Genomic DNA, 19986 nt, shown 5'->3' on the forward strand with positions numbered 1-19986 from the left:
TTTAGCATCATATCAAACATCATTGGTACATTGAGGTAAGTCACAAAACACCGGCATAATGCCAGGGTTATGACATTTAGCTAAATAATCAATAGCGAGCGAAGAATGATGGGAAACGACAATAATCAAGATTCCAAGAATGGTCTGATTACGATACTGCTATTCATCATGCTTACGACCGGTACGCTGATCGACCCGCTAACCAGCACACGGCCATTTGATCCGCAAAATAAAAAATTGTCATTAATGGATGAACGAAAGATTGATGCTCGGCTCTGGCAAGACCCGATCGCAGTAACCGAGCAATTTCTTAATAACAATAAAGAAGCAAAGCAAAATGATGATCGTACCTACTACCTGATTACTGAGTTCGCTCGAAAAATTAAACAGGAAATTGATGACAAAACTGTTAATTTAAAAGTAGTTGCGGTAAGCGTGTTTGGCAGTTCTTATTCTGAGCCAGTTGAGTATCGGCTTCGTTATCGAAATGCGGTTGTGTCTGCACTGGGTTCAAGTGGCTATACACCTCAGGATAATGAACATATCAATTATTTTAATCTGACCACCGGATTCTCTCCTAATTACTATTTAAGTACAGCGATTACTCTACCTTATGAATGGTACGAGCATAATTCTCGCTCTGAAAAAGTACTGGTTATCTGGTTGAACGAAGACAAGATTCCTGAAGGAGAATACCGAAATTTTATTTACTTGCTATATCAAACATTGAAGAAAACTAAACCAGAATCCAGTTTCTCGTTAATTGGACCAACCAATACGTCTTTATTGGTGGAGTTGATGAATAGCAAACCGATCGAGAAAAATGCACAATCGTTCAGAATTTTTTCACCAGGCGCAACGATCTCAGACGATGACTTGTTGAAAAAAATTAAAGATGACTTTGACGAAGATTGTAAAGAGTCAAAGAATAAAAAAATTCAATGCATGCTGAATAATCGCTCGATTGTGCGTACGATTGGACCAGACGAAAATCTAGCAAAAGCGCTTCTTTGGGAATTGGAACAACGGGATGTTAATCGTAAGATTCCTATAATTAAAGAAGACTGTAAGGATCAACTGGTACTCATTAGCGAGCAAGACTCGCTGTATGCTAGAAGTCTTGTCGATCATTTTTCTTCCATTTTAGGAAAACGATGTGAAGGAGGAAAGAAACTGATCAACAATTTTACTTATTTGCGCGGCTTGGACGGAAAGCTGCCTGAATTCGATGAATCGAATAAAAAATCGCAAAGTGAAAAAAATACCAAAGAACAAAAAAATATTTTGATGCAACTGGATGATGCTTCGCCCGAGCATGCCGAAGGCCGAAATCAATTCGATTATTTAAGGAGATTGGTCGACAAAATCGAGCTATTGGATTCCGCCAATGGGGATAGAGGCCAGATCAAGGCAATCGGAATCATCGGGACCGATGTTTACGACAAGCTTCTGATTCTGCATGCATTAAAAGATAGTTTTAAGCATAAAATTTTCTTTACCACGGATCTGGATGCACGTTTTCTGCATAAGGATCAATCTGCATGGGCAAAAAATTTAGTAATCGCTAGCAATTTTGATTTTTCGCTGCATCCAGAATTGCAAGATACGGTAATGCCTTTTAGAGATAGCTATCAGACTTCGACGTATCTTGCGACATTGCTTGCTTTAGATTCCAACAGTTATAGAAACGATTCTCTAATGTTTCAATATTGGTGGACTAGTCCTCAAATTTTTGAAATTGGGAGAACGCAAGCGATTCACTTAGCATCACCTACTGTTGATGATCTCGATAAATGGATAAAGGGTGAATATAAAGCTGGTTCAATAGTAAAGAAACCAAAAAATGGCAGTGGTTGTGGTGTAGAAAAGGGGGTGTCCTAGATTTTGTGTAAACGGTGGTTAATAATGCCGAGGCATTCTTTCGTTAAATTGAATAGTAAACCTGTTTAGTGCCGGTTTCCAATCTCTTAGTGGCATAGACCATTTTTTGGCGATATTGCTGAGAGCCAAATAGAACAATTTGATCACAGCTTCATCGTTGGGAAACGATCCACGGTTTTTGCTGACTTTGCGTAGGCTCATATTGACTGACTCAATCGCATTGGTGGTGTAAATAATGCGCCGTATCTCAGGCGGGTAGTCGAAGAATGGAATGATGCGTTGCCAGTTATTGCGCCAAGATCGGGCGATCGGTGGATAAGCATAGTTCCATTTATCTTCAAAGTCGGCTAACGCGTGTTCAGCCTCATCAATCGTGGCGGCGCTGTAGACCAAACGTAAATCAGCAGCTACTTCCTTGCGTTTATTCCAGCCGACGTAGTTGAGACTATTACGAACCATGTGCACGATACAGAGTTGTACAATGGCATGTGGATAGATGGTTTCAATCGCTTCGGGAAAGCCCTTTAAGCCATCGACACAGGCGATAAAGATATCTTGCACGCCACGATTTTTGAGTTCAGTGACAACGCTGAGCCAGAACTTGGCACCCTCGGTCTGAGCAATCCATAAGCCCAGTATTTCTTTATGGCCCTCCATGTTAATGCCGATCGCCAGGTAAATCGCTTTGGTACGAACGCTACCAGCGTCACGAACTTTGGCATGGATACAATCGAGATAGATCACAGGATACACCGCATCGAGAGGCCGGGATTGCCACTGCTTCACTTCATCCATTACGCCATCAGTGACCGTAGAAATGAGCGTAGGCGATACTTCTGTGCCATACATTTCAGTGAGGTGCTGTTGGATTTCACGCACTGTCATGCCACGGGCATACAGCGAGAGGATCTTGTCATCAAAGCCCGCCCAGCGGGTCTGATGCTTGGAAATGATCAGAGGCTCGAAGCTGCCCTCACGGTCACGGGGGATCTCGATGGGTAACTCACCGAATTCACCTTTCAGGGTCTTACGGCTTTTACCATTTCTGGTATTGCCAGTGGCATTGACTACCGTTTCGTGCTTATCGTGACCAAGATGATCGGCCATTTCTGCTTGCAAGGCACATTCAACCAACGCTTTGGTGAGTTGCTTGAGAAGACCATGCTCACCGATTAAATCTTCTGGCTTTTTGTAATCGGCCAGCAGGCTATCAATTAAGCCGGCTGGCAGGGGTTTGGGTGTGGTCATTTTTGCTCCAAAAATATATAAACAGTTTCCTGCAATATGACCATTTACACAAAATTATTTACACCTCCGTAGAAAATGTACAGGCATGTTTAATCATTGAGCCAGATCGTACTAAACAGATTGACTGGGAAGCTATCTGCTTTACTTTAATATTACTCCTTTTTGTTGCTCATATTTCTTGGAGGTTCTTTAAAGAAAAACTGATTAATTCAACGAATGGGATGAAGCACGAGGCGCACGGAACGCAACAACCTTTAAATTTTGACATGGTAGATGATGGTACGAGTGCCGCACAACGAGGTGATTCGCTCGTGCAGTCAGTCGACCGGAAAGATACCAAGCTAATTCATATTGTCTATATATTACTTCTTGTTCCTACCTTATTGTTTCTTCTGCTTTTCCTAATCTATGAAGATAATTATCCAACTCATACCTACGGGGAACCATTTTTGTTGTTTGAGGGAGTCAGTGTCTGGCCCAATCTGGTAATCAGATTTGCGGGAATTATGATAATGATTCTTCTCTTTATATGTCATTTTCGTCCTGATAGGGAAGGAGAGATCGAGGCCATTGAGAAAAAATATGAGCTATGTAAAACAACTTGCTTACGTAGCTGGCAGGAAGCTGTTTGGAAAGGCCCATTTCTAAATCTTACTGAGGAAAAAAGCACTGATATTGCTGATTTATGGTCCGAATACAAAAGAGTAATTCAATTTAAGGAATCAAGAGGATATCTTTGGGTTTTTCTGACTAGCTCAATCTCTCTGGCATTGACCTTATATGCTTTTTGGGAGTTGGGTTACTTAAACTTTCCTGCGCGCGGAGTTATTACATTATATGGGCACTATTTTCTTGTAACGCTTCAGTTTTTCTTGTTGTGGGGCTTGATTTTTTGGGTTGCATACGAAGCAATTGCTTGCAAGCAGCTTATTGAAGGCATCGAATTGGACCAAACTAGGGCCTGTTAACACAATCTGATTGCTTCGACGATGAGAGCGAAGTGGATAAAGGAGATGAAGACGACATCGAGCTTATCGAACCTGGAGAAGATGCGGCGAAATCCCTTGAGCCTTCTGAACAATCGTTCGATCTCGTTGCGTTTTTTGTACATGGCACGGTTGTATTCCCAGGGTGACAAGCGATTTGCTTTGGGCGGAACAACCGGGATGTAACCCAAATCTAGTGCCAGTTGCCGGGTTTGGTCGCCCTCATAAGCACGATCCATCAGCAGGTAGGTGGGCGTATTGACGGGACCGAGGGAAAGCAAAAGCTGCCTGCCCTCTGGCGCATCGTGGGCGTGACCGGGCGAGAGGGCAAAGCCTATGGTTGTTCTGGAATCTGCGGCAACCAGATGAATTTTGGTGGTCCATCCACCTCGAGATTTTCCGATGGATTGGGGGCCGTTTTTTTTAACGCACCCGTACCGTCGGGATGGACTTTGATGCTGGTGCTGTCCAGCGAAACAGTTTCAATACGGATACGGATGATTTGCTGATGCTGAAGTTGCCCAAATACATGGCTCAGTACACCACTCTTTGCCCAGCGATTCATGCGGGTATAGATGGTATGCCAGTTGCCGAATCGCTTGGGCAGTCCTCGCCACTTGCAGCCATGCTCGGCAACGTAAAGAATGGCATTGAGAACTTGCAGATTGGAATGGCTGACGTTGCCACGCTGACGCGGCAGGCAGTGCTCGATCTGTTGATATTGAGTTTCGGTGATTTCCATCACCAAATTATATCAAATAGCGTTAACAGGCCCTAATTCAAATAAAACAGTATGGTCACCGGAAGTGCGCAAACAACAATCAGTAATGACGGGACTTCCGGTAGGCATGCTAAATCCCTATTTACATTTTTTACTGATTACCAAGCTGGTAAAAAGTATCAATAATTTGATTTATATGCCATTTATTTTGATGCTGATCATAGCGATTGGCCGCAGTAATCTCTTTGACAATCTGGGTTTCTCACCGGCTTTAATCGTTGTGTATCTCCTGGCATCCGTATATCTAATTACTATTTTGTATTTACTGAGAAAAAGCGCTGAGAAGCAGTGTGGAATGGTAGTGCAATACTATGAAGACTACCGGATGCACTTGGTAGCAATGTCATCCAGTAAATTAAGCAAAGCAGATAACTTACTGACCGAGATTCGCAGTGCCAAGCAAAGCACTTTTTTGCCAATCGTGCAGCGGCCCGCATTACTTGCGCTGTTACTGCCCGGTGGTGGTATCGGCTTAACAAGCATCATCGAATACTTGTACAATTGAGACCGGATCTTGTAGAGCACAAGATATTTGAATTATTTTTAAGGGTTTTGATATTAAATGAAAATGTGTGCTGGCAAACCGGATTATTTACAATCCGCGATCAAGTTTTCCCCGGTTTTATTTTGCTTGGCAGCGTTGAATGCCAATGCCACCGGTTTCATCACCGGCGAACAGCAGCTTTCCGTTAAGGAAAAACGCGCCGGTGAAGCGTATTACCGGGCGGATTCAAAATGGATGATTTATCAGGCGGAAGTGGCGGATGATAATCCATTTTATCAGATTTTCCTGAAAAATATCGGCAGCGGTGCTGTGACGCAGGTGTCGCCGGGTAGCGGCAAAACCACGTGCGCGTGGGTGCATCCGGCACAGGAAAAGGTATTGTTTTCGTCAACGCATGACGACAAGGAAGCCAAAGCTAAAATGGCTGCCGAGATCGAGCGCCGCAATGCGGGTGAGCAGAAGTCTTACGCGTGGGATTACGATGAGTACTACGATATTTACGAAACCGATTTCACCGGCGGAAATATCAAGAATCTGACCAAAACTTTGGGTTACGATGCCGAAGCGTCGTGGTCACCGGATGGCAAGTTGATCGCGTTTGCTTCCAACCGCCGCGCCTACAGCGGCGAGTTAACCGAAGAGGAAGCCGCTTTGTTCAAAGCCAATCCGGCGTCGATGATCGATATTTACATCATGGATGCGGACGGCTCCAACGTCAAACGCCTTACGCAAACCAAAAGCTACGACGGCGGGCCGTTTTTCAGCCCGGATGGCAAGCGGATCGTGTGGCGGCGTTTCTCGGATAATGGCCGGGAAGCTGAAATATTCACGATGAATATCGACGGTACCGATCAAAAACAAATCACGCGCCTGAACGCGATGTCGTGGGCGCCTTTTTACCATCCTTCCGGTAAGTACATAATTTTCGCGACCAATCTGCACGGACATCGTAATTTTGAGCTGTACATTGTCGACACCGATGGTCAGAAAGAGCCGGTACGTGTGACCGATAAGGAAGGTTTTGACGGCTTGCCGGTATTTACGCCGGATGGCAATTACATTACCTGGACCAGCGACCGGACACCCGGTAAGAAGGGATTGTTATTCCACGGCAAGTGGGATCATCAAAAAGCGCTGGAAAGTCTATCGCTGAAGTAAATCAATTGTCTGCAAGGAAGAGAAGCGCTGGCGGATGACAGAAAAGCCAGCGCTTTTTATTTTTCCGCATCTGCGGGATCGGAAAAAAACTTTTCCTTGCGTTTTTGCTCGTCAAAATACAGCGGTTCATTGGGTTCGAGTTGATTGCCCAGTTTCTGGATTTGCTGCCAGATGCCGGGAAATTCTCCTAGCCGTTTGAAGCGGCGGGCATTTTTCTTGAAATCTCTTTTGTCGTTTGCTTTGTACAGCAACTCGAATAGCAACAGCCAGCCGGGAACGTCTTGTTTGTTTTTGGCGAGCTGTTTTTGCAGCAATTGAATGGCGGCTTCGGGATTTTCCTGCTCGAGCAGCGTGCGCGCTTCGGATACCAGTTGTCCTGGCGGTTCGGGCGGATTCTGCGGTGATTCGGTTTTTTTATCGTCGCTGCGGCGCAGCAGCAGCGCTTCATATTGATGCCGCTCGGATGGATCGAACGGTTGCGCTGTGTCGCGGGATTGTGCAAGTCTTTCCTTGATTCTTTGATAGTTGCGCACGATCAGGAAAATAATCAGCAGTGTCAGCAGAATTCCGAGAAGAAATGCATTATCCAATAGCAGGGCGGATTCCGGCGCAGCCGGATTGGTTTCAACCGGCACAATTGGATTGGCCGGTTGTGGCGTGTTGGCGGGTGATTGCGGCGCTGTGACGATATTCTCCGCGGATTGCACACTGCTATCAGCAGGCGGTGCCGCAACTGCTTCCTGGGAAGGGTGCGTCATTTCTTCCGGAGGGATAGGCGCTGCACTCTCGCTGCGGCGCTCGTTGCTGCTTGCTGGAACATGGGCCATGAGTATGGCTTGCATCGCAGTGATCTGCTTTTCAATGGACTCGATGCGCTTTAACAGAATATTGAGTTCGTTGGTTTCATTTTCAGCAATTTGTTCCAATTGCGCGATCAGTTGCAATGCTTCGTTCAAGTCCGATGTTGCGTTGTCCGGAGCTGATGCTTGCGGTTGACTCTTATTCGCGTTGTGGCTTGCGTTGGATGGATGCGCTTTAGTTGCCGGTTTTGCATACTTGCCGATGGTTCTTAAATCCGGGATGTGAATCACGGTTCCAGCCGGTATGGGGCGATAGATTCCATCGGGAAAGTGCTCGGGATTTGTGCGGATAACCGCACGAACAAATGCGTCGCGTGCAACCGCATCGTGCGGAAACATCAAATGACCGATCTGAGGAATATCCTCCCCTGGCAAGATTTGCCACTGCATTCCCGGTCTGGCTGCGTTATAGGCAGGATTTCCGGTTTTTTGCTGAGCAGTGTGATCGCGTTCTGAATGTGAAACAGGTACTTCAGCCGAAACTGAAGTACCTGTCAAAAAGAGAAGAATGACAATGAATAGTTTGCCGCGGGATACAATCATCTAGTTCAAGAAGGTTTTCTATTTACAGTAAGTTGCAATCGTCTTGTTGGCATCGGCAATTTTTCTTTGCCGCAAATCATCATCCACATAAACCATACCACCGGCGCCATCGGGAACGGTGAGGCGCGGCGAATCGGTGTACATTTTAAGCTGAGTTTGGGCGTCTATACATTTTTTTTTGCTTTCTTCGGATTTGGCTTGCTGTTTAGTTTCTTCTTCTCTTCTGAGTTGCCGCCGTTTGTCAAATTCTTCTCTGTCTTCGGATAAATTCCTGGGGCTGTTTTGATTTCCTGCGACCGGCGCGGATTTGATATTTAATCGTTGCTCGTTCTGAGCAGCATTCGGCGGGGGCGGTTGATCGGTGTATTGTGTTTTGCCGTTTTTATCGACCCACTTATAAATCTGCGCATTGGCGCTGATGCTCATTAACAGAATCATCACTGTAAATACAAAAATTCTCATAGCGTGCTCCAGAACATGAATAATCTGAAATACATCGGTTTCGTATTTATGCAACTTAAAGATTTTTCGCATTAAATCATATCTACTGCAAATATGCTGTGTTCTTAGTTGATTTGGCGCGAAATTCATAGCTGAATTTGGCTATAATGTCGCTTTGCCAAGGATTGTTATCATGCAATTGATTCAAAAAGCACTGACCTTTGATGATGTTCTGTTAATCCCAGCCCACTCGACGGTTTTGCCGCGTGATGTCAGCCTGGCAACGCAATTGACGCGTACCATCACACTCAATCTCCCGGTGCTGTCGGCGGCCATGGATACGGTGACCGAAGCGCCGCTGGCGATTGCCCTGGCGCAGGAAGGCGGCATCGGTATCATCCATAAAAATATGACGATCGAAGCGCAAGCCGCGCATGTCGCGCAAGTCAAACGTTTCGAGAGCGGTGTGGTTAAGGATCCGGTGACCATCCATCAAAATATGACCGTGCGGGAAGTACTGGAACTGATACGCCAGCACAAAATTTCCGGTTTGCCGGTTGTGAACGGTAAAAAAGTCGTCGGTATCGTCACCAACCGGGATTTGCGTTTTGAGACCAATCTCGATCAGACGATCAAACATATCATGACGCCGAAAAGCCGGTTAGTGACAGTCAAGGAAGATACGTCGCGTGAGGCGGTGCTGGCGCTGCTGCACAAACACCGGCTGGAACGCGTGCTGGTGGTCAACGATCAGTTCGAGCTATGCGGATTGATTACCGTGAAGGACATCATTAAAACGTCGGAATATCCGCTGGCGTGCAAGGATGAACAGGAGAGGTTGCGGGTCGGGGCGGCGATCGGCGTCGGGGAGGGCAGCGAAGAACGTGCCGTTGCATTGGCGGAAGCCGGTGCCGATGTGATTGTCGTTGACACGGCGCATGGTCACTCGCAAAGCGTGCTGGACCGTATCGCGTGGGTCAAAAAGAATTTGCCGTCGGTGCAAGTCATTGGCGGAAACGTGGCCACGGCAGCTGCCGCGAGAGCGCTGGTCGATCATGGCGCGGATGCGGTGAAAGTGGGTATCGGCCCCGGTTCCATTTGCACCACGCGTATCGTCGCAGGTGTCGGGATTCCGCAGGTCACCGCGATTCATAACGTTTCCGAAGCATTAAAAGGGAGCGGTGTGCCGATGATTGCCGATGGCGGTATCCGCTATTCCGGCGATATCGCCAAAGCACTGGCGGCGGGAGCGAATACCGTGATGCTCGGCGGATTGTTCGCTGGCACGACCGAAGCGCCGGGTGAGATTGAGTTGTTTCAAGGGCGTTCGTACAAAAGCTACCGCGGCATGGGCTCGCTTTCCGCCATGCAGCAGGGATCAAGCGATCGCTATTTCCAGGATAAAGAACAGAAAAACAACGACAAACTGGTTCCCGAAGGTGTGGAAGGCCGGGTGCCATTCAAGGGCAGCATTTCTGCCGTAATCCATCAGTTGATGGGGGGCGTGCGTTCGAGCATGGGCTATCTGGGTTGTGAAACCATCGCCGCGATGCACGAAAAAGCCGAGTTTGTCGAAATCACCTCAGCCGGTATCCGTGAATCGCATGTGCACGATGTGCAGATCACCAAAGAAGCGCCTAACTACCACGTCAAATAAGAATTCTCTTCAATGCATCAGAAAATCCTCATCCTGGACTTTGGTTCGCAGTACACGCAACTGATTGCGCGGCGTGTGCGTGAAACGAACGTCTATTGCGAATTGCATCCGTACGATGCCAGCCCCGAATTTATCAAAGCCTTTGCACCCAGCGGAATTATCCTTTCCGGCGGTCCCGCTTCAGTCACTGAAGACGAAACACCGCGCGCGCCGCACATTGTCTTTGAGCTGGGCGTGCCGGTGTTGGGTATTTGCTATGGCATGCAAACGATGGCGGCGCAATTGGGGGGTACGGTTGAGAATGCTGCGGTACGCGAGTTTGGTTATGCCGAGATACAGACGGCGCAACAGGTCGCGCTGTTTCAGGACATACAAGATCGCACCAGCGCGGACGGAAGCAATGTGTTGGATGTGTGGATGAGTCATGGCGACGCGGTGATCGCATTACCGGCCGGATTTAAGGTGATGGCGTGTAACGCAGCGACGCCGATTGCGGCGATGGCGGATGACCGGCGGCGCTTTTACGGCATCCAGTTCCATCCCGAAGTGACGCATACGCTGCAAGGCAAAGCGATCATCGAACGGTTTGTGCACGATATTTGTGGCATCGGGCGCGATTGGAATATGCCGGATTATGTCGAGGAAGCGATCGGTAAAATTCGCGCAACGGTGGGTAACGATCAGGTTATTCTGGGTTTATCCGGCGGTGTGGATTCCTCAGTGGCGGCGGCATTGATCCATCGCGCCATCGGCGATCAGTTGACCTGTGTTTTCGTTGATAATGGCCTGCTGCGCGCCAATGAAGCCAGGCAAGTCATGGAAACGTTCGCTAAGAATTTGGCGGTTAAAGTGATTCATGTCGATGCCAGCCGTGATTTCTATCGCAACCTGACCGGCATTACCGATCCGGAAGCCAAGCGCAAAATTATCGGCCGGGAATTTGTCGAGGTATTTCAGCGCGAATCGGCCAAAATCAGCGACGCCAAATGGCTGGCGCAAGGCACGATTTATCCCGATGTGATCGAATCCGCGGGGGGGAAAACCAAGAAAGCGCATACCATCAAGTCACATCACAATGTCGGCGGGTTGCCGGAGACGATGCACCTGAAATTGCTCGAACCGTTGCGTGAACTGTTTAAAGACGAAGTGCGCGAATTGGGTTTAGTGCTCGGTTTGCCGCGCGATATGGTTTTCCGCCACCCGTTTCCCGGTCCCGGTTTGGGTGTGCGCATACTGGGCGAAGTGAAATACGAATACGCCGAATTATTACGACAGGCCGATCACATTTTTATCGAAGAATTGCAGCATTCCGGTTGGTACGAAAAAACCTCGCAAGCGTTCGCGGTGTTTCTGCCGGTCAAATCCGTCGGCGTGATGGGGGACGGACGTACCTATGAGTACGTCATTGCGCTCAGAGCCGTACAAACCCAGGATTTCATGACCGCCAACTGGGCGGAACTTCCCTATTCCTTACTCAGCAAGGTTTCCAACCGGATTATTAACGAAATCCGCGGCATCAACCGTGTCGTCTACGACATTTCCGGCAAACCACCGGCTACCATCGAATGGGAATGATTTTATGTTTTGCATTGCCCGGCAATGATTTGTAAAAACATCCACGAAACCCGCTTAAACGCGGGTTTTTTGTTATTTCTGTCTGTGGCGATACCGCGCAATAAAAAGCAACGCCAAGACAGAGCAGAGAGGCCGTCCGATTCTGCATTGCATTCAAACCTAACAGCGCCTTGCGATGTGGTATAAAATCAAACCGGGAAGCTGCTTGTTTTCATGCAGTGGCTTTGTGATCTAATGATGAGAAGGAATCAACATGTTTCAAACACTTTCTATGCTTATTGTCGTTGTTGCACTGCTGCAAGGTTGTGTTACCTCCAAAGAGGTGTTTCTGGCCGATGGTACCAAAGGGCATAACATCAACTGTGGTGGCTCCGGAATGAACTATAGCAACTGCCTTGAGAAAGCGGGCGAGGTCTGTGGCACGCGCGGGTATCACTTGTTGAATCAGCAAGGCGAAGCGGTTCCTTTCTCTCAGGCAATCCGAGAACTGGGCGCAAATACACAATCGTCATCGGTTGGATATTCGACAACTTCCGGCGCAATAGTCACTCGTAATCTATTGATCAAATGCAAATAAATGGGGGTGATTTATGAAAGTCGAAGTGACGGTTGAGCTTGAGATAAGTCTGCATAAAACCAGTATTGCAGATATTAAGAAATTACTGGAAGAAATGATGGATCCAAAAAAGTTTGATGCCTTGGAAGCGATCAGAATAAAAGATGTAAAAATAGGCGGATAGATTTTCTTTCGGTCCCAATGGATTGAGATGGGTTTCGCTGCTTTTATCCAGATGAGTGGGAAATATTGATAAACCACGTGAATTACACTCTGCGTGAATAGGCATGATGGGTAATAATTTTTGCTAAGTTATACTGGTTGAGCGCCTTTGCAGCATATCTCCTTATCTGTAAGAATTCCTAGCGCTGTTTACAGTATTTAGGAGAATACTGTCGATGAATATACACAAACGCACTCGCTTAACATTATTGGATCGTCAGGAAATCTGGCGCCATTATCAAACCCGTTTCTCAGCTCAGCAAGATGTGCTGCACTATATTTCCATGTTCTATAACAATCATCGACTGCACTCATATTTGGGATACAAAAGCCCTAATCAATATGAGGTAGAAATTGAAAATGTAAAGAAAGTTGCTTAACTGGGTTGTCCGGTTTTACTTGATCATGTTAGTTTTGGCGAAGATGAGGATGCGCTCTATTGGGTCTTTTTCCATTACTTTCAGTCAGATTTCTTGCGTCTGTCGGAGCACTCACTAATCGACCAACACCGCTAGTATCTGGTGGGTGAGTGGTTATCGAGCGATGCTTCAAGCGAAAGTTTTTAGCAGCTTACGGGTGAAAATGGCATTGACTGCTCCTTGTCTTTCATATTTCACCTCATAGTTTGGGGGCTGGCGTGTTTTTTCTCCACTGCCAAGGCGGGGTAGGGGAATCTAATTTCCATAATCCGGATTGTGATGATTTTGCTTTATTTTGTATGTCATACAATCCCTTATTAGTTACATATTTATCAAAAACCCAAGCCATGCCGCGTTTGATTTGCTCGGTGTTGGCATCTATTCCTTCACATGTAACATAGGCAACAGTGCGGCCATGACTATCTTTGCTTTTGGGCGCTACTTCAGCATTTTTATTCAAACAAATTTCCGATAAAGATAACTTTGAATCAAGACCGAATCTTTGGCGTTTTTCGGGTGCGTCAATTTCAGCGAGCCGAACAACTATTTGATGATGATCGCAACTTGCAACCAATGTATCCCCATTGGTGACGGAAATAACGAAACACATGAGTGTAGTTGTCAGCATTCAGTATTCCTTTTATGAGTTCAATTCTGTTTTGGTTCTGAAAAATAGCAATCCCAGCCCCACCAGCAGCAGCGTATAAGTTGACGGTTCAGGCACAGATGGAATAGGGAGAAGAGGGGGAGGCCCGATTATAGGAAACTCAGGAATATCAAAAGGTGAAAGCAAAAATGCCTGCCGATCACTGCCGTTCAGTGATCCATGCCCAACAATTTGTCCAAGGTTGTTGATGGCTTCGGGCTGAATCCAATCCCATCCGGCTTCGATTACTGGAGCAAGTTGCATAAGGTTGATCATTACACCATCGCTATATAAAAAAGGATGGGCACGTTCAGTAGCAGTGTCAGACCAGCCAACTATCTGTCCGGAATCATTAATATCATTGGCCCAACTTCTTGCTCCGCCTAAAGTTCCAATGCTAGTCATGTTTGTACCATTTGTATCAGTAATGAAGGCGATATAATTATTACTGGTATCTTCCGAGAATCCCGTCACTTGCCCAGAGTTGTTAATTCCAGTTGCATAGCTGTAATATCCGCCCAAAGTACCCAAATCAGTCATGCCTATACCGTTCGGCCCCGTGATGAATGCATGGAGAATACCGCTACGGAGAGGGTTTGAATATCCAACTACCTGTCCGGAATCGTTAATGTCTGTGGCGTAACTTTCTCTTCCTCCCAACGTACCTAAGTCAGTCATCCCTACTCCGTTAGAACCCGTAATGAATGCGTGAGTTGAATAGTTGGAATCAACATAAGAATATCCCGCTACTTGTCCAGAATTATTGATGGCCGATCCTACGCTATATCCTGTGGAGTAACTCGAGCTTGTGCCACCCAAAGTACCTAGGTCTGTAATGCCTGTGCCATTGGTGTCCGTGATAAAAGCATGGTTAGATCTGTTATGTCCCGTTACTTGTCCAGAATCGTTGATACCAAAGGCTGTGTGTGGGCCGCCAAGAAGCTCAATCATATTCGCACCGTTTGCTTCTGTAACGAAGGCCTTTGCGCCTTCATTAAGATATCCCACCACCTGTCCTAAATTGTTGATGTCTTTGGCAACGCTTGATGGTGCACCTAATGTACCCAGACTGGTAATTGACCATTCGGCATTGGCTGATGTCGATGCAATGAGTAGGGATGCTGCTGCTATTTTTATTAGGGCCTGTTAACGCTATTTGATATAATTTGGTGATGGAAATCACCGAAACTCAATATCAACAGATCGAGCACTGCCTGCCGCGTCAGCGTGGCAACGTCAGCCATTCCAATCTGCAAGTTCTCAATGCCATTCTTTACGTTGCCGAGCATGGCTGCAAGTGGCGAGGACTGCCCAAGCGATTCGGCAACTGGCATACCATCTATACCCGCATGAATCGCTGGGCAAAGAGTGGTGTACTGAGCCATGTATTTGGGCAACTTCAGCATCAGCAAATCATCCGTATCCGTATTGAAACTGTTTCGCTGGACAGCACCAGCATCAAAGTCCATCCCGACGGTACGGGTGCGTTAAAAAAAACGGCCCCCAATCCATCGGAAAATCTCGAGGTGGATGGACCACCAAAATTCATCTGGTTGCCGCAGATTCCAGAACAACCATAAGCTTTGCCCTCTCGCCCGGTCACGCCCACGATGCGCCAGAGGGCAGGCAGCTTTTGCTTTCCCTCGGTCCCGTCAATACGCCCACCTACCTGCTGATGGATCGTGCTTATGAGGGCGACCAAACCCGGCAACTGGCACTAGATTTAGGTTACATCCCGGTTGTTCCGCCCAAAGCAAATCGCTTGTCACCCTGGGAATACAACCGTGCCATGTACAAAAAACGCAACGAGATCGAACGATTGTTCAGAAGGCTCAAGGGATTTCGCCGCATCTTCTCCAGGTTCGATAAGCTCGATGTCGTCTTCATCTCCTTTATCCACTTCGCTCTCATCGTCGAAGCAATCAGATTGTGTTAACAGGCCCTAGTTCTTTTTTCATGATCGATCTCCGTTTCTATGGAAGGTGTGCTCCTTTATTGCTTCGCTTGCCTGTGTCCCATATACCCAAACAACCCTAACCCCGCCAGCAGCAGCGTGTAGGTGGATGGTTCCGGCACCGCTACCAGCGGCACATCGCCATGGTGTACAGGCCATACGCCGAAGAAAGTAATTGTTGACTCGGTGAATGGGTAAGAGTCCAGCATTGCTGGTGAAAAGGCATTCGGATACAGTCTTCCACCTATCAAGAGTCCATCTTCAGCCCAATACCAAAAGTTATTACCCCAGGACTCCAGTGGCGGCAACGGAATTGATCCCGGGCCTCCCCATCCGATAATAATGGAGTGATTGGCCACAAAATTTATTAAATCTCTCCATTGCGGTATTGCCCAATCGCCGGTTCCACCCAGCTCAAAAGTTGGCATAAAAGCATCATACCCTGAATAATTCAATCCTAAATCCAGCGTATGTTTTGGCGCCGCCCAAGTCAGCCTGGTATCCGTATCGTAATAAGCCATCCCGCTCAATCTTGGTTCAAGCGTTGCGTTGGCTGCAAAAGATGCGCACAGCATTAATCCACCAATTGCCGCTGCGATTCTGTTTTTCTTGTTTTTCATTTTCAACCCCTTTTTATTTACTCCCCGCCTTGCACTTGCATGGCTCCGTTTCGCACTAGTCTGAGAGCATTGAAATTTTAGTCATCGTGGTTTGATTCTTTGTTTGTTTGGACTGCCGCCACTGCCTTAAATACACCAATCTTTGCGTGAAACTCTTCTTCATTCATCGCTGGCGATTTCTTTCATGAATTCCATCTTCTCCAGGCTGTTGTTGGATAAATCTATCATTGGTTGTTCTGCATTATTATTCAAATATTTTTCTGGAATTTTGTCATTATTTTTCAATCGCTTGCGTGGTTTTTTCTAATTCCAGAATAGATTTATCCGGAAACAAGAATCGTAACTTATTTCATTTGATGCTAACGATATTGATTTTATTATTATGTTTGGTATTAAGTAAACAAGCGAATGCTTAACTATATGTATTACATAACGAATAATCCTTGCCATGACTTTGGTCTGTTTATTCCCGCTTTGTGTCCATGCAGCAGCATGGGGCAAAAGCGACTGCTGGAGGGTTATCCACGAACTGCTTGATGTGCCGTTCATGGCTTCCATGAGTTGCCCGGTCGCGTTGCACCAGTACAGTTCACCATGGCCAAATACCCGCAACTTCTATTTGATGGGGTCGAAAAAACGAGGAGGCTGCAAACAGTTCCGAATTTCCGGTCAGTTAAATAAAGTTAAATTTCTCTTAATGCGATGTCGTGCGCTATGATGACCAGCACTCATAGTATTTAATGCTCAACTGACAATAGGATGGGAATGAAACGGGAATTCAAGAAGCCGGTTAGCTGGCTCGGGGGCAGGGATCTTCTGACCAGTCTCAAAAGCATTATTTCCTCTACAGTGAATGGTGAGAAGCAAGATCCCAGGGATTGGATGTTTGCTGAAACCATTTCAATGAAGCGCTGCACTGGCAATAAGCAAGAACCCTACTGGTTTGATTACATTGCGGATACCGGCGACGGCATGAGCGCGGTCTATAACGTCGCGTATTTGTGCATGAGCGATCTCTGGCTTAAAAGTGAAGTGCCGGGTAAGGAGCAGATTTCGTTATCTCCAACCGAAGGCTATGATCTTCAATTACCGCGCGGTGAGTTTTTATTTGTCGGCGGCGATACGGCTTACCATGTGGCAGATGTGGCTTCGCTCAAAGAGCGGTTCCAGACGCCTTTTAATTGGGCTTATGTCGACATCTGTGCCGCTACAGGGAAAAAGGTCGAGCAACGTCCGATTTTTGGTATACCGGCCAATCATGATTATTATGATGCATTGGATGGTTTTAACCGGCAGTTCTGTGAACCGATCAGTAAAAATCTTCAGGCGAATGTGCGCGAGCAAGAAAATCTGCAAGATCCTCAGTTGGGTCTGTACGGATTCACGCGGATGCAAAGAAGCAGTTATGTCGCGCTGGAATTGCCTTTTGACTGGAAATTATGGGGATTCGATGCGCAAAATGGCAAAATGGATAAGCGGCAGCAAGCTTTTTTTGTATCGACTTTCTGCGACAATTTGGTAGCCAGTGGCGCGTTATTTGATACAGACAAAAAAGCGGAAGTACAAGAAGCTTTGCAAGCTGCAATACCCGGTAAATTAATTGTTGCCACACCCGAACCCAGTACTGTCTTTGGCAAGTGTGCCGCGGAAGATGCGCCGATGACGAGATCGTTTGAGCATTTGGGGCTGGAGCCCGGTTTTCTGCATGACGGCAAACTGAACAGCAACAAATGCCGCTTGGATATTTCGGGGGATACGCATCATTACGCGCGTTACTGGGGCAACAAAAATGAAAATGGCGAACCTGGTAATTACGCTTCCGTGGTCGCTGGCGGCGGTGGCGCTTTTTTGCACCCGAGCCATACCGATGCCGGAGAAATAAAAAAACAGCGGGTTTATCCGGAAGAATCCGATTCCCATTGCGAAATCACGCGGAGAATTCTGAATCCATGGAACATTCTTTGGCGTGGTAGTGTTGGGTTAATCGGCGCCATCGTGGCTTTGGTGACTTATTTTGCAGTGACTATTCCGCAAAGCACTTCGTCCTTATTCAGGTATTTCTTGGATAATTTACCTGCACTCGATGCAGATCAGTATTTCCTGGAACGTATCCAGCAAGGGCTTCTTATTGCTGATACACATCACTATTTCGAATTATCGTATGGGTTCGATTTGGTTTATATCTTTCTATTCATCGTGTTCTTGCTTGCATGGAAGAGGATGAGCATACCGGAGTTATCAAAAGTCAAATACAGTGACTTGCAGGATGAATGGGAACGGTTCCGTACGGCATTCCTCATACCCGTTTCTTTATGGATAATTCCGTTACTATTTCTGGTGCTTTGGCCAAGAGAATCATCTCCCGCTTCTTTCCAAGCTTCATGGTTGATCGGTTTGTTTGTATTTGCAGCGCTGCTGATATTTGATTTGAACCGGAGCTACAGCGATGTTTTATCGGACCGGTCTAAAATCCGGCATCAAACCTGGTGGGATTCTTTTCCTTTATGGGTATTGAATGTGATGGGGATTGTTTGTATCGCATTTGTTTTTTTGCATTACGGTGTTTACAAGGCATCCGTGATGAGTTTTGATTTGCTGGCGATCATTCTTTGGTCCTTAGTCATAGCCGGTTTTACCGCATTCCCGTTTTTTGATACCGGCAAGCTCGGTATAGCCAGAGCCAATTGGGGTAAGTTCCTGGCGATAGGTTTCTGGCATGCGCTATTGCAAATTTCAATACCGGTTTGTTTGGCGCTGTATGCCAGTTTGACTGAGTGGTTAGTAATTTGCACAGTGACAATCGCGATTACTGTGGCTGCCGGTTTCTTGTTTTCTAGTGAGCATTTAACCAAAAATTTTTCACCGGAAATTCAGAAAAAAATCGGTAACGGTATGTTGATGGCATGGATTATCATCGGAATGGCCGTATTTTTTGCAGCAACGCGGGGGGAGCCTGTTCCTGTGGATGGTTGGCGTTTGCTGATGGCTTTGCTATCGGGCGCGATTTTCAGCTGTATTTGGCTAGGCTGGTATTTCGCGGTATCGCTGGCGTTCAATTGCCATAACGGCGAGGCCGGAGGAGGGGCGAGGTCTGAACGCTATCGTCACATCATTCGCTTTAAGTTGACCGAGAATACGTTGACCGGTTATGTCATCGGCATTGATACCCCCATGACAGATCTCAAGACACAAGCGCCTAAATTCCGTTTGGTGGATGTATTTACGCTACAGGCAAAGAACGAGTAAATTCGCATTATCTTTGATCAGACGGGAATGTGTTATCCCACGACCGTCGTAGTAAGGATGTGTTGAGAGCGGTGGTGCCATTTGGCTTTATGCTTCATTGAAAGCCAAAAATCTTTAAGAATGTAATTAAGATCAGTACCACCGTCAAAATGAAAACGACTCGAGACATCAATTGATAGATTGCTCTTCTGGTGACTATTTCTTGATGGTATTGAGCATCGATTTCGTGCATTTCGTTTCTGAGTTTCCGGAATGGCGGCCCCATGATATCGAGGCATCGAAGCAGCACCATGGCAACGATGGCGTAAGACACCATTTCAATTTTCAGCATATAAGCCAAAATACTGCCGCTTTCCTTGGGGCCGATCAACGTGAACAGCATACCGATGACAACCGCTAGCATGACGGAAACGTGCGTTAGCAGTGCAGAGCTTTTGGTATCGATAATAACCATATCGTGCAGGATATGATTGATGTGATTGATGTCTTTTCTCACATCGGCAAACTTTCTTTCATCTTCCTCATTTAAAGACAAAAGCGCTTTAAAAACTTTATCAACCAGATCGTACATCATCGGACTGCCTCCGCTTTTTTTATCGTAGACGTACTATATGACATCCAGCGTTATATATATAAACAGAGATAGTTGTATAGTTATAACAATCTGAAAATATTATTATTTGCTCCA

The 19986-nt window shown here is 46.6% G+C and carries 19 protein-coding genes and 1 pseudogene; 11 read left to right on the forward strand and 9 right to left on the reverse strand.

What is annotated here, in order from left to right; translation table 11 throughout:
* The first annotated feature begins 105 nt into the window (after nt 1–105).
* Complete coding sequence (locus R2083_RS05390; RefSeq protein WP_317537794.1) at nt 106–1881, forward strand: hypothetical protein; 1776 nt, start codon at nt 106–108, stop codon at nt 1879–1881.
* 18 nt (nt 1882–1899) lie between these two features.
* Here R2083_RS05390 and R2083_RS05395 read toward each other — a convergent pair whose 3' ends face one another.
* Entirely contained in the window at nt 1900–3129 is a 1230-nt protein-coding gene (locus R2083_RS05395) for an IS256 family transposase (RefSeq protein WP_317537795.1), read from the reverse strand.
* On the opposite strand from R2083_RS05395, the gene R2083_RS05400 reads away from it, so the two are divergent.
* Nucleotides 3120–4097, forward strand: coding sequence for a hypothetical protein (locus tag R2083_RS05400; protein WP_317537796.1), 978 nt, complete (start codon nt 3120–3122; stop codon nt 4095–4097). The genes R2083_RS05395 and R2083_RS05400 overlap by 10 nt on opposite strands.
* Here the strand turns inward: R2083_RS05400 and R2083_RS05405 are convergent.
* Nucleotides 4094–4857, reverse strand: a protein-coding gene (locus R2083_RS05405) for an IS5 family transposase (protein WP_317529838.1) whose coding sequence is annotated in 2 segments (ribosomal slippage) — nt 4094–4542 and nt 4542–4857 — 765 coding nt in all. Because the reading frame shifts where the segments join, the coding sequence is not laid out codon by codon here. The two genes, R2083_RS05400 and R2083_RS05405, sit on opposite strands and share 4 nt — an antisense overlap.
* On the opposite strand from R2083_RS05405, the gene R2083_RS05410 reads away from it, so the two are divergent.
* Both R2083_RS05410 and R2083_RS05415 read left to right on the forward strand, forming a co-directional pair.
* Nucleotides 4847–5401 (forward strand): hypothetical protein, encoded by a 555-nt coding sequence (locus R2083_RS05410; protein ID WP_317537797.1) that lies wholly within the window; start codon nt 4847–4849, stop codon nt 5399–5401. The genes R2083_RS05405 and R2083_RS05410 overlap by 11 nt on opposite strands.
* 57 nt (nt 5402–5458) lie before the next feature.
* Complete coding sequence (locus tag R2083_RS05415) at nt 5459–6559, forward strand: biopolymer transporter Tol (RefSeq protein ID WP_317537798.1); 1101 nt, start codon at nt 5459–5461, stop codon at nt 6557–6559.
* Nucleotides 6560–6615: 56 nt separating this feature from the next.
* On the opposite strand, the gene R2083_RS05420 is transcribed toward R2083_RS05415, so the two are convergent.
* Both R2083_RS05420 and R2083_RS05425 read right to left on the reverse strand, forming a co-directional pair.
* Nucleotides 6616–7962 (reverse strand): hypothetical protein, encoded by a 1347-nt coding sequence (locus tag R2083_RS05420; protein WP_317537799.1) that lies wholly within the window; start codon nt 7960–7962, stop codon nt 6616–6618.
* Between the two features lie 18 nt (nt 7963–7980).
* On the reverse strand, nt 7981–8424 hold the full coding sequence (locus R2083_RS05425; RefSeq protein ID WP_317537800.1) for a DUF4124 domain-containing protein: 444 nt from the start codon (nt 8422–8424) through the stop codon (nt 7981–7983).
* Nucleotides 8425–8596: 172 nt separating this feature from the next.
* Here R2083_RS05425 and guaB point away from each other — a divergent pair, with 172 nt between their 5' ends.
* The 5 genes and pseudogenes from guaB to R2083_RS05450 all read left to right on the forward strand — a co-directional run.
* Nucleotides 8597–10060: an IMP dehydrogenase gene (guaB, locus tag R2083_RS05430; RefSeq protein ID WP_317537801.1), complete on the forward strand. Its 1464-nt coding sequence runs from the start codon at nt 8597–8599 to the stop codon at nt 10058–10060.
* Between the two features lie 12 nt (nt 10061–10072).
* Complete coding sequence (guaA, locus tag R2083_RS05435) at nt 10073–11635, forward strand: glutamine-hydrolyzing GMP synthase (RefSeq protein WP_317537802.1); 1563 nt, start codon at nt 10073–10075, stop codon at nt 11633–11635.
* 253 nt (nt 11636–11888) lie between these two features.
* Nucleotides 11889–12212 carry a hypothetical protein gene (locus tag R2083_RS05440; protein ID WP_317531020.1) on the forward strand — a complete coding sequence of 108 codons (324 nt, stop codon included), beginning with the start codon at nt 11889–11891 and terminating at the stop codon, nt 12210–12212.
* A 13-nt stretch (nt 12213–12225) separates the two neighbouring features.
* Nucleotides 12226–12375: a hypothetical protein gene (locus tag R2083_RS05445; protein WP_160817637.1), complete on the forward strand. Its 150-nt coding sequence runs from the start codon at nt 12226–12228 to the stop codon at nt 12373–12375.
* A 265-nt stretch (nt 12376–12640) separates the two neighbouring features.
* Nucleotides 12641–12793, forward strand: a pseudogene (locus tag R2083_RS05450) (IS3 family transposase); the annotation flags it as partial.
* 238 nt (nt 12794–13031) lie between these two features.
* On the opposite strand, the gene R2083_RS05455 reads toward R2083_RS05450, so the two are convergent.
* Both R2083_RS05455 and R2083_RS05460 read right to left on the reverse strand, forming a co-directional pair.
* Entirely contained in the window at nt 13032–13460 is a 429-nt protein-coding gene (locus R2083_RS05455) for a thermonuclease family protein (protein ID WP_317537803.1), read from the reverse strand.
* A gap of 12 nt (nt 13461–13472) precedes the next feature.
* A complete protein-coding gene (locus tag R2083_RS05460) occupies nt 13473–14486 on the reverse strand; it encodes a DUF3466 family protein (protein ID WP_317537804.1) in 1014 nt (337 codons plus the stop codon).
* 164 nt (nt 14487–14650) lie between these two features.
* Between R2083_RS05460 and R2083_RS05465 the strand changes: the two genes are divergently transcribed.
* Nucleotides 14651–15414, forward strand: a protein-coding gene (locus R2083_RS05465) for an IS5 family transposase (protein WP_317530936.1) whose coding sequence is annotated in 2 segments (ribosomal slippage) — nt 14651–14966 and nt 14966–15414 — 765 coding nt in all. Because the reading frame shifts where the segments join, the coding sequence is not laid out codon by codon here.
* Nucleotides 15415–15470: 56 nt separating this feature from the next.
* Here the strand turns inward: R2083_RS05465 and R2083_RS05470 are convergent.
* Together R2083_RS05470 and R2083_RS05475 are read right to left on the reverse strand one after the other, a co-directional pair.
* Nucleotides 15471–16052, reverse strand: a complete 582-nt coding sequence (locus tag R2083_RS05470; RefSeq protein ID WP_317537805.1) for a PEP-CTERM sorting domain-containing protein — start codon at nt 16050–16052, stop codon at nt 15471–15473.
* 159 nt (nt 16053–16211) lie between these two features.
* A complete protein-coding gene (locus R2083_RS05475; protein WP_317537806.1) occupies nt 16212–16337 on the reverse strand; it encodes a hypothetical protein in 126 nt (41 codons plus the stop codon).
* 480 nt (nt 16338–16817) lie between these two features.
* Here R2083_RS05475 and R2083_RS05480 point away from each other — a divergent pair, with 480 nt between their 5' ends.
* Nucleotides 16818–19298: a hypothetical protein gene (locus R2083_RS05480; protein ID WP_317537807.1), complete on the forward strand. Its 2481-nt coding sequence runs from the start codon at nt 16818–16820 to the stop codon at nt 19296–19298.
* A 94-nt stretch (nt 19299–19392) separates the two neighbouring features.
* Here R2083_RS05480 and R2083_RS05485 read toward each other — a convergent pair whose 3' ends face one another.
* Nucleotides 19393–19872, reverse strand: coding sequence for a hypothetical protein (locus R2083_RS05485; protein WP_317531014.1), 480 nt, complete (start codon nt 19870–19872; stop codon nt 19393–19395).
* Between the last annotated feature and the right edge of the window lie 114 nt (nt 19873–19986).

Origin of the sequence: Nitrosomonas sp. Is35 (assembly GCF_033063295.1) — a bacterium.
In the GTDB taxonomy this organism is placed as follows: domain Bacteria; phylum Pseudomonadota; class Gammaproteobacteria; order Burkholderiales; family Nitrosomonadaceae; genus Nitrosomonas.